Annotated in this window: 7 protein-coding genes; 4 read left to right on the forward strand and 3 right to left on the reverse strand. The window is 41.3% G+C overall.

The window, feature by feature from the left end; genetic code table 11:
- Positions 1-25 precede the first annotated feature (25 nt).
- Both CU053_RS00820 and CU053_RS00825 read right to left on the reverse strand, forming a co-directional pair.
- A complete protein-coding gene (locus CU053_RS00820) occupies positions 26-1300 on the reverse strand; it encodes a citrate synthase (protein WP_100551283.1) in 1275 nt (424 codons plus the stop codon).
- A 332-nt stretch (positions 1301-1632) separates the two neighbouring features.
- Entirely contained in the window at positions 1633-2664 is a 1032-nt protein-coding gene (locus CU053_RS00825; protein WP_199244165.1) for a sigma-70 family RNA polymerase sigma factor, read from the reverse strand.
- 377 nt (positions 2665-3041) lie between these two features.
- Between CU053_RS00825 and CU053_RS00830 the strand changes: the two genes are divergently transcribed.
- The 3 genes from CU053_RS00830 to CU053_RS00840 all read left to right on the forward strand — a co-directional run bounded on the left by CU053_RS00830 (position 3042) and on the right by CU053_RS00840 (position 4508).
- Positions 3042-3710 (forward strand): sensor histidine kinase family protein, encoded by a 669-nt coding sequence (locus CU053_RS00830; protein ID WP_100551284.1) that lies wholly within the window; start codon positions 3042-3044, stop codon positions 3708-3710.
- A gap of 88 nt (positions 3711-3798) precedes the next feature.
- Entirely contained in the window at positions 3799-4185 is a 387-nt protein-coding gene (locus tag CU053_RS00835; protein ID WP_158106904.1) for a histidine kinase dimerization/phospho-acceptor domain-containing protein, read from the forward strand.
- A complete protein-coding gene (locus tag CU053_RS00840; RefSeq protein WP_158106905.1) occupies positions 4107-4508 on the forward strand; it encodes a sensor histidine kinase in 402 nt (133 codons plus the stop codon). Before CU053_RS00835 ends, CU053_RS00840 begins: the two co-directional genes overlap by 79 nt.
- A gap of 49 nt (positions 4509-4557) precedes the next feature.
- Here CU053_RS00840 and CU053_RS00845 read toward each other — a convergent pair whose 3' ends face one another.
- Positions 4558-4962 (reverse strand): hypothetical protein, encoded by a 405-nt coding sequence (locus tag CU053_RS00845; protein WP_100551287.1) that lies wholly within the window; start codon positions 4960-4962, stop codon positions 4558-4560.
- Positions 4963-5621: 659 nt separating this feature from the next.
- Between CU053_RS00845 and ltrA the strand changes: the two genes are divergently transcribed.
- On the forward strand, positions 5622-6767 hold a 1146-nt coding region (gene ltrA, locus CU053_RS00850; protein ID WP_158106909.1), incomplete at its 3' end, for a group II intron reverse transcriptase/maturase.

Raw genomic sequence — 6767 nt, forward strand, 5'->3', positions numbered from 1 at the left:
TAATAGAGTGTGTAACTCCAGTAAATTAAGGAAGACTTCTTTTCGCTTCGCCAGTATACAACTGGCGTGGACGACCAATTTTCATTTGAGGATCATTGTACATTTCAAGATATTGAGTGATCCAGCCTGAAGTACGGGCTAGAGCGAAGATAGGTGTGTACATGTAGGTTGGAACGTTTAGCGCCTTTAAGACAATTCCAGAGTAGAAGTCAACATTAGGGAAAAGCTTTCTCTCAATAAAATACTGATCGTTCAAAGCGATTTGTTCAAGTTTTTTGGCGATGTGAAGCAGTGGATTATTGCTGTCGCCCATTTGATTCAAAATACTTTCACAAGCTTTTTTCATCGCGGTAGCACGTGGATCGGTGTTTTTGTACACGCGATGCCCAAAGCCCATGAGTCTAAATGGATCATCTTTGTCTTTGGCGCGGGAGATGAACGTATCGATATTGCGAACATCACCAATTTGCTCAAGCATTTTCACAACTGCTTCATTGGCGCCCCCGTGTGCAGCCCCCCATAGAGCTGCAATGCCTGCAACCATAGCCGCATAGGGATCTGTGCCAGTGGACCCGGCTAATCGCACGGTAGATGTGGAGGCATTTTGCTCGTGATCAGCATGCAGGATGAAAATGGTATCCATGGCGCGTGCAGCAAGTGGATCAGGTTGATAATTTTCACTGTCTGCAAACATCATGTACAAGAAGTTTTCAGCATAGGATAACGACTTTTTAGGTGCTACAAATGGTAGACCGTTGTGGTGGCGGTAGGTCATGGCAACCAAAGTCGGGATGCGTGCAATAATCTTCTCTGCCATCCTGATTTGTTGGACAGAATCTTTCTTATTCTTCATTGTTTTGTGATTTTCACCAGACATGACGCTTACTGCTGCCATCAATGGCGCCATTGGGTGTGTCTCCTGTGGGAAGGCCTGGATCACTTCCTCAATATGAGGACAAGCAGGCATCAGCCCAAGAATGGTATTGTTAAAACTTTCGATTTCCTCACTGTCAGGAAGTTTGTCATTTAACAATGCGTAGCACAGATTCATATAATCGGATTTCCCCACCCACTCTTCAATCGGATAACCACGGTGCAATAGCACGCCTTGCTCACCATCGATGTAGGTGATTTTTGACCAGCAGGCCGCGGTTGATAGAAACCCGGGGTCATATGTGAATAGACCTTCTTTAACTAAAGACGATACATCAACGGTTTGTTGACCAAGTACTGGGGTGTGGATGGGGAGTTCCAGGGATAAATTTTTATGTGGAATGCTTAAAATTGCGGCTTTTGGCATATGAATCTCCATGTTTTGTGAGTCCCTGCTTAACTTGGTGCCATTAAGGCTTAAAGCGTATTTGGTCTATGCAGGTAAGTGAATTTATGGGCATATTTAAGCTTATATACCCAGGGTTGTCAAACAAAGACAGCCGAAGAGTTATGAAGTGTTAGATGACTTTTTAATGTGTTGATTTAAGTAGTGCAATAGTGTCAATAAAGCGGTTGCACGGATATAACTCATTAATAAAAGCGTATGATTCCAGAATAAAAGCGTATGATTCCAGTAAATAACTGGGTAAAGTATTTTGGGGTTAGCTATACAGCGCATGTAAGGGTGGGTAAGCGCTGCTATTTCGAAAATAAATTGGCGTCGATGTCATTCGCTGCAGCGATGACCTTAAGGCGGCGCAGAGCGTCAACCTGGATCTGACGAACACGTTCGCGAGTTAAACCAATTTGGACCCCTGTTTCCTCTAAGGTCAGAATGTCATGACCCCGTAATCCAAAACGCATAGATAGCACTGAGCGTTGGTTATCACTTAACTCATCAAGCCAGCGATCAATAAACTGAGCAGCCTTTTGATGCAAGTGAATCTCCTCGGGGTCGCCTGTTTGCTCATCAGCAATGGTTTCTATCATACTGCGGTTAGAATCATCATAAGCATCATCCAAAGAGTCCATGGGAACCGTGGCATTTAAAATTTTACGAATATCTTCAACAGGGCGGTCGATAAACTCAGCAATTTCTTCAGGTGACGGTTCATGATTGAGCAGTTTTGTTAGCTCTGTTGCCGCGCGTAGATAAACATTTAGTTCTTTCAATATATGCACGGGGACACGGATAGTGCGCTGATGATTTAATAATGCGCGCTCAATGTTTTGTCGTATCCACCAGGTGGCATAAGTTGAGAATCGCCAGCCAAGCTCAGGATCAAACTTTTCGACTGCGCGGATAAGTCCAAGGTTACCTTCAGCTATTAAATCCAGAAAGCTTAAGCTGTTACCTCGAGGTTTATAGCGTTTGGCAATTTTGACAACCAGGCGGAGGTTGCTTTCTATCATGATATTTTTAGCCTTAGCATCACCTTTTTGCACAAGTTTTGCATAGTAGATCTCTTCATCTTTTGTCAATAAGGGTCTAAAGCCAATGTCAAAAAGATACATCCGGGTGGCATCATTATCAACAAGTGAGAAATCCTGGCTATCAGCATCCTGAGTGATAAAAGCAGTGCTGTCATCCTCTGTGGTGGCATCCAGGTTATTTTCGTCATCACAAACGAAGTCATTGTCCTCTTCAGCTTCGGTATACTTATCTTCAAGTGTTTCTGCAATGATGTGTGGCTTTTTTTCGGGCTTGCCATGGCTGATTGGTTGTAACATGTCTTGTCTCCTTGTGTTTGCTCCTAAAGCATTTAAGTTTAAAGGGCAATGTGAGTGGCTTGCGCTGATATGATTGTTTTGGCGCTACCGTTATTCACATTGTGCTTGTCCTGTATTATTGCAGTAACCGTTAACAACCGAAATAGCTAAAGTGATGATTTTGCTGTGGGTGATGTCACTGATTATTATCAGATGTTCTTGTAGCTGGTTTGGGGAATTATCCTAGCTTAAGTGGAGGTATGATGACAAGCATGATAGTCAAATTCCGTATTTCCAGGATTAACCATAGTCGCCATGGTTAATTTGTATTCATGTGTGATTTGCAATAGACTATGCGAGATTTACTATAACCCGAAATTAGCCCTTAGCGTGAAATTATGGAAACGACGAATTACTTTAGCTTTCTTAATAACAGGCTGTCGATTCAAAAATTTTTGAGTATTTGTCTTATTTTGTTGATTAGCTGCTCAATTTTCATTTTAGGTGTTTTTAACTATTACCAGATGCGCCAACAGAATGAGGATCTGTTCAGAATGCAGATGATCAATAGCGCCAATGCGATCGATGCTTTATTGTCTGCAGCACTAAAAGATAACTCAAAACGTCAGCTTGGCGATCTTTTAGAGTCAAACTCATTGGCGATGCTAGAGAATATCGCGGGAAATTTAAAGCCAAAGGTAGCACAGTTTGACAATGTTTATAAAGATTCGTTCGCGTTTCAAGTCTATGACCGACGCAGTGGTGATTTGATTTTACATTCGACAGGATCTCCGAATGTATCGACTTTCCAAAAAGGTGAATCAGACAGTTTTCAAACGGCGAAACTGAAAACCTCACAGGGTACGCAGCTATGGAATATGTTTGGCACCAATAGTCGTTACCAGCCCTATCGCATTGTTGTTTTGGTGAGCTCGGACTTTAAGCATCAAATGTTTTTAAATCTTTTTCGTAGTGCGTTATGGGATTTGGTCACTCTGTACATATTCCTGCTGTTTTCAGTTTTTATTGTTGTGCGCCTGGCCCTAAGACCACTATCAGACTATTAGGCGCGCGATTGCGGTTAAGGACCCAAGAAAGTTGGAGCCGATCGCAATTAAAACTGCGCCACCTGAGGTAATTCCGTTATTAAATCAGTTGAATATTTTATTTCAGAAATTCAGCAAAGTGCTTGAGCGTGAAAAACGTTTCGCAGGGGATGCTGCGCATGAGTTGAAAACGCCGCTTGCGGCATTAAAAATGCAGGCTGAAGTTGCGTTGAATCTCAATGACATGGATGAGATTAAAAAGAGGATCTCAAATATTATTGCTGGTGCTGATCGGTATTTCTATATCATTGATCAGTTGTTAATATTAAGTCGCTTGGAGCCTGAGCAGAGTTTACAAGATAAAACGTGTGTCAATTTAAACTTGATTGCAGAAAACCAATTGGCTGATTTGCGCTTTTGGCTCTGGCAAAAGGAATTGATCTGCAATTTATGCCAAGTAAGCTCATGGCAAAGGTTTATGCCAGTGAGACTTTAATGAATATATTGTTTAGAAATCTTATTGATAATGCCATACGTTACACACGCGAAAATGGTCAGGTGATTTTATATAGTTATGTCACTAAAACAGATGTGCTATTTGAAGTGGTTGATAATGGAATTGGAATTGAAGTTGATAAGCAGAAAAGGATTTTTGATCGTTTTTATCGCGAGGCAGGTACTGGGCAGGTGGGTAGTGGACTTGGGCTTTCCATTGTGAAAGAAATTGTCAGGTTGCACGATGGCTTTGTTGATGCCAGAACCTCGGAGGGTGGGCAGGGATTGACCATCGATCTTAGGTTTCCGCTAATGAAGTCCTAATTTTTAAAATCGGGGTTGAGCTCAGTGTCAGTAGGATTAAGCTCAGGAACTATTTCCTTCTTACGTGACTATTATGGATATATATCGTAATGGTATTTGAGGAGAAGGGTTCATCGCTTGCAGTGGTTCCATGCAGGCTTATTTTGTTTTCCCCAGGAGGCGGGCGGGGAATGTTCCATGTATCGTTTTGATAAACGGCATTGGCTGCTTTATCATTTGCAAAGACCATAACCTTTGCTTTCGGGGATAAGGCAGGTGACGTTGTAATAGGAATTAGGGGGTTAAACGTATGAATGTGCGTATTGTTCGCTGGTGAGGTGATTGTATTTGCAAGTGTTTTGGGCGGGACTTGAGTTTTTTTTGCTGTATCTGATGTGTTGGTATGCTTGATTAGGGTTTGAGCTTTCGGTGAGCTCTCAACCTTCTTACTGGGTGTTTGGGTGATGACGTTCATGGTTTCTGTGGAGGTGATTGTCTCATGCCTACCATCCGCTGGGGGGATGTTAGAGATGATGATGTTCCCTTCCTGAGTGCACTGAAAGCTGTGCGAAACTAGTGGGTTAAAATCCCACCGATGCAATTTCAGATTCGGCATCGTAGCTATGGCAAGAATGTGTGAGGTGACTCTAGCATTGAAACGTTGCCGACTAACGTGGCTCTTGACCTAGACAATGGGCGCGAGCAATTAACCAGACCGTAACGAAAGTGAATCCTCGTTAAGTGTCGTCAATGTCAGCCAGTCAAGTATGCTAGGAGAGACTGGTGTAGGGTGGTTCCGTCGAGCTTTTAGAACGGGAGCGAAGACTGATATTTAAATACGGATTAATCTGAATATGAAGTATTTAAGGGAACTCGGCATATAGGGAGTGGTATGGTTAAGAATAGCTTTGCATGGAACAGTGGAGACCTTACCTTGTGATTGACTAACTCACTTTCTAATCTGCTATATAAGGTGTGCACCGAAGTTAGCGGAAAAGCAAGGATAAGGAGTCGGAGGGGAGCATAGTACCATCGACTGCAAAGACAACAAAACTCTGCATAGGGAAGGCTCCCTACTTAAGACATGTTTAATAAGTAAGAGGTATTAAGTGATTGCGAAAGCTATAAACACTCCTGAAAAGATACGAGTATTACAGATTAAACTATACCGATCAGCCAAGCCCTAACAAAGGCAGTGCAGGTGTTGATAGACAGACTATTCAATACATAGAGGAAGAGTTAGGTATTTTCAATCTACTTGAAAATATTCATTTGCAGTTGAAGTCTAAGAAATATAGACCTCAGCCAGTAAAAAGGGTATTTATACCGAAAACTGATGGCAAAATGAGACCTTTAGGAATCCCCACAGTAAGGGATAGAATCGTACAAGCGGCTATGAAAATAGTTATTGAGCCAATATTTGAAGCCAAATTCAAAGACTTCTCATATGGGTTTAGACCAAGACGTAGTTGCAAAGATGCGATATTGGAGATCAGAAAGTATATTAACTTTGGGTGCCGTCATGTTGTTGATGCTGATATTAAAGGTTACTTCGACAATATTGATCACGATAAATTGATTAAATCAGTTAAAACCTCAATATCAGATAGATCGATTATTAAGTTAATAGAGCTATGGCTTAAGTGTGGAGTTATGGAAGACCTAAACTTCAAAAAGCAAATAACTGGAACGCCACAAGGTGGTGTTATATCACCATTATTAGCTAACATATACCTACACTGGCTAGATAATCACTGGGAGAAAGCTGAATTAAATAAGCGCCGGTCAAGTGATGCGCATCTAATAAGATATGCCGATGATTTTGTAATTTTATGCAAAAGGAATCCAGAAATATATTTGGAGAAGGCTAAGCGAGTTTTAACTAAGCTTGGTTTACAATTGCATGAAGATAAAACAAAGATAGTAAATTTAAACAATGACGAGAGCTTTGATTTTCTAGGCTTCACGTTTAGATATGAATTCAATCGTCAAGTTAAGGTCAACCCTAAAAAGACCGTATTTTACTATCCATCCAAAAAGTCTATGAAATCCATAAGAGCAAAGTTAAAAGAGGTGATTTCCAAATCACAACACTGTGACTTAACGTGGTTATGCAAGGAGAAACTTAACCCTATTCTCAGAGGATGGTGCAATTATTTTATACATGGAAATTCGAGAAAGGAAATCATGAAAGTAGATCGATATTGTACTAAAACATTATGTATTATGCTTAAGAAAAAGCACGCTAAACATAGCAAGGGATGGAGAGACCATCCACCC

The sequence above is a fragment of the Caedibacter taeniospiralis genome (assembly GCF_002803295.2).
Taxonomy (GTDB): Bacteria; Pseudomonadota; Gammaproteobacteria; order Francisellales; family Francisellaceae; genus Caedibacter; species Caedibacter taeniospiralis.

What these genes read in the sequence shown, in the direction of transcription:
- CU053_RS00845 (WP_100551287.1), bottom strand. Translation starts at nt 4,962, where the DNA reads ATGAACGTCATCACCCAAACACCCAGTAAGAAGGTTGAGAGCTCACCG.
- CU053_RS00830 (WP_100551284.1), top strand. Translation starts at nt 3,042, where the DNA reads ATGGAAACGACGAATTACTTTAGCTTTCTTAATAACAGGCTGTCGATT.
- CU053_RS00820 (WP_100551283.1), bottom strand. Translation starts at nt 1,300, where the DNA reads ATGCCAAAAGCCGCAATTTTAAGCATTCCACATAAAAATTTATCCCTG.
- CU053_RS00825 (WP_199244165.1), bottom strand. Translation starts at nt 2,664, where the DNA reads ATGTTACAACCAATCAGCCATGGCAAGCCCGAAAAAAAGCCACACATC.